The sequence below is a fragment of the Caulobacter sp. P1_B12_2 genome (assembly GCF_056406675.1).
The window spans coordinates 1-2,894 of record NZ_JBFTZS010000530.1 but is presented as its reverse complement, the minus strand read 5'-3'; the positions used below and the strand labels follow the sequence as shown (position 1 = coordinate 2,894).

At 67.4% G+C, this 2,894-nt stretch carries 2 protein-coding genes and 1 pseudogene; 2 read left to right on the top strand and 1 reads right to left on the bottom strand.

The genetic code is table 11. The annotated features are described in order from the left end of the window. The first annotated feature begins 215 nt into the window (after nucleotides 1-215). Nucleotides 216-1,391 (top strand): trans-sulfuration enzyme family protein, encoded by a 1,176-nt coding sequence (locus AC1DZ6_RS22775; RefSeq protein ID WP_477099389.1) that lies wholly within the window; start codon nucleotides 216-218, stop codon nucleotides 1,389-1,391. Here AC1DZ6_RS22775 and AC1DZ6_RS22770 read toward each other — a convergent pair. Continuing rightward, a complete protein-coding gene (locus AC1DZ6_RS22770) occupies nucleotides 1,321-2,304 on the bottom strand; it encodes a mechanosensitive ion channel family protein (protein WP_477099388.1) in 984 nt (327 codons plus the stop codon). The two genes, AC1DZ6_RS22775 and AC1DZ6_RS22770, sit on opposite strands and share 71 nt — an antisense overlap. A gap of 239 nt (nucleotides 2,305-2,543) precedes the next feature. Here AC1DZ6_RS22770 and AC1DZ6_RS22765 point away from each other — a divergent pair. After that, nucleotides 2,544-2,894, top strand: a pseudogene (locus AC1DZ6_RS22765) (hypothetical protein); the annotation flags it as partial.

Here is a 2,894-nt window from a genome sequence, read left to right as displayed (position 1 = left end):
GGGCGTCGACGCCCTGCCGGAAGTCTTCGACCGCGACGAGGTGGCCCTGGTCTGCGACGGCGACGAGTTCGTCGRCGTGATCACTCGCGTGGACCTGATCAACCACCTGCGCATGAGCGCCTAGGCCGGGTTCGGCCGGCGCCCGCCCTTGTGGGACCGGCCCGCCCGCACCACTCTTCGCGTCATGCCCGTCGCGCGGCGCTCAAGGACTTTCCATGACCGACATCCCCGGCAAGAACCGCCTGGCCTTCGCCACCCGCACGATCCATGGCGGCCAGTTCCCCGATCCCACGACCGGGGCGGTGATGGTGCCGATCTACGCGACCTCGACCTATGTCCAGTCCAGCCCGGGCGAGCACAAGGGCTTCGAGTACAGCCGCAGCCACAACCCGACCCGCTTCGCCTTCGAGCGCTGCGTCGCGGACCTTGAGAGCGGCACGGCCGGCTTTGCCTTCGCCTCGGGCCTGGCGGCGGCCTCGACGATCCTGGAGATCCTCGACAGCGGCGCGCATGTGATCGCCAGCGACGACCTCTACGGCGGCTCGTTCCGGCTGTTCGACAAGGTGCGCAAGCGCTCGGCCGGCTTGGCGTTCAGCTTCGTCGATATGGGTGACATCACGGCCATCGAGGCGGCGATCACGCCTGAAACGAAGATGATCTGGGTCGAGACGCCCACCAATCCGATGCTGCGCCTGGCCGACCTGTCGGCCATCGCGGCCTTGGCCAAGAAGCATGGCCTGATCACCGTCGCCGACAACACCTTCGCCAGCCCGTTCGTCCAGCGGCCGCTGGAGCTGGGCTTCGACATCGTCATGCACTCGGCCACCAAGTATCTGAACGGCCACTCCGACGTGGTGGCGGGCGTGGCGGTGGTCGGCGACAACGCCGAGATCGCCGAGAAGCTGAAGTTCCTGCAGAACGCCGTCGGCGCGGTGCTGGGACCGTTCGACAGCTTTCTGGCCCTGCGCGGCGTCAAGACCCTGGCCCTGCGCATGCAGCGCGCCTGCGACAGCGCCCTGGCCATCGCCAAGTGGCTGTCGACCCGCAAGGACGTCGAGCGCGTGATCTATCCCGGCCTGCCCAGCCACCCGCAGCACGAGCTGGCCAAGCGCCAGATGCTGGGCGGGTTCGGCGGGATCATCTCGGTCGAGCTGAAGGGCGACGTGAACACCGCCAAGCGGATGCTGGAGCGCACGCGCCTGTTCACCCTGGCCGAGAGCCTGGGCGGGGTCGAGAGCCTGATCGAGCATCCGGCCATAATGACCCACGCCTCGATCCCGGCCGATCAGCGCGCCGCCCTGGGCATCTCCGACACCCTGATCAGGCTTTCGGTGGGGATCGAGGACTGCGAGGACCTGATTGCCGACCTCTCCGAGGCTTTGGCAGTCTGAACAGGTGATGGTCTTTGTCGCCGGGCATGACCGGCGACGGGTCCGGAGCCTTGGACGGGCGGGGCGGCGGCAGGATCCGGGTCGGGTCCTCGGCCCACAGGTGGGCGGCCAGCATCAGGTCGGTCCTGACCGGGCCGTAGTCCTCCTTGGCGGTCCAGACGCGGATCGCGGCCTGGGCGAAGGCCTCGGTCAGGTCGACGACCTCGATCATCGGGGCCGGGTCCTTGCGCACCCGCGGATCGCCCTCGGACCGCTCGCGCATCTTCTGCAGCACCGTGACCAGGTCGGTCTTCAGCGGCACCTTGAACACCACGTCGGCCCGCCGCGTGCGGTGGGTCGAGTAGTTGAGGATGACGTCGCCGAACACCTTGCTGTTGGGGATCATCACCTTGACGTTGTCGGGCGTGGCGATCTCGGTGAACAGCAGGTCCAGCGACTTGACGGTGCCGTTGCGGGTCGAGGTCTCGATCACGTCGCCGACCTTGTAGGGGCGGAACAGCAGGATCATCACGCCGGCCGCCACGTTCGACAGCGCGCCCTGCAGGGCCAGGCCGATGGCCAGCGAGGCCGCGGTCAGCACCGCGATGATCGAGGTGGCCTGCACGCCCAGCTGTTGCAGCACCGCCACCAGGCCAACGGCCACCACGGCGTAGCGGACCAGGGACGAGATGAAGCTTTCCAGGGTCGGGTCGGGGTTCTTGCGATGCACCCGGCCCAGGGCGCGGCTGGCCACGCCCGCCAGCCAGCCGGCCACCCAGAAGGTGAAGACCAGGATCAGGGTGGCGACCACCAGGTTCACGGCCAGCTTGCCCAGCCAATCGAGGAAGTGACCGAACATCGTCTCGTCGGCTTTCACGTTGGCGAGGGAGGGCAGGGACGTGTCGGCGGGTATCAGGCTGGGCTTGGTCTGCATGGGTCTCTCGATGGCGCCCCCGCGCCGAGCCGTCAACGAGCAGCTTCAGCCCCGTTTCACCAAGGCGAAACACGCTTTAGGATCGTCCGCGACGCGCACGCGTTGGGGTCTCGAGTTTTGCCCCAATCGGGCCTCATCTTGAAGTATAGTGCCGCCAAGCCGGCTCAAGGGTTCCGATGCACGATCCAATAACGTCGTTTGTGGTCGCGGTGTTCAGCATGCCTGGCGCCGCGTTGTTTATGGCCGGCGCCATCCTGGTTTTCGCCATCGGGCTGATCTTCCAGTCGGGGCATTTCGAATATTCCCCGCTGCGGGACGACCTTCTTCGCCGCACCGAGATGCTCGGTGACCTGAAGGGCGACCGTCAGAAGGCGTTCGCCGACGCCTTCGAGGCGATCGACAAGCGGCTGAGCGGCGTCGGCCATCCGGCCCTCGAACTGGGCTGGGCCCACTATCGAAGCCAGTTGACGCCGACCGAGGACGGCCGGCTGGCGGCTTCGATCCATGCCATCGACGCCTTCGACCACGCCGACAGTCCGGCCCGCACCCTGGAATGGTGGGCCAACATCATGGTCGCCGTCGGCCTGGTC

What these genes read in the sequence shown, in the direction of transcription:
- AC1DZ6_RS22775 (WP_477099389.1), top strand. Translation starts at nt 216, where the DNA reads ATGACCGACATCCCCGGCAAGAACCGCCTGGCCTTCGCCACCCGCACG.
- AC1DZ6_RS22770 (WP_477099388.1), bottom strand. Translation starts at nt 2,304, where the DNA reads ATGCAGACCAAGCCCAGCCTGATACCCGCCGACACGTCCCTGCCCTCC.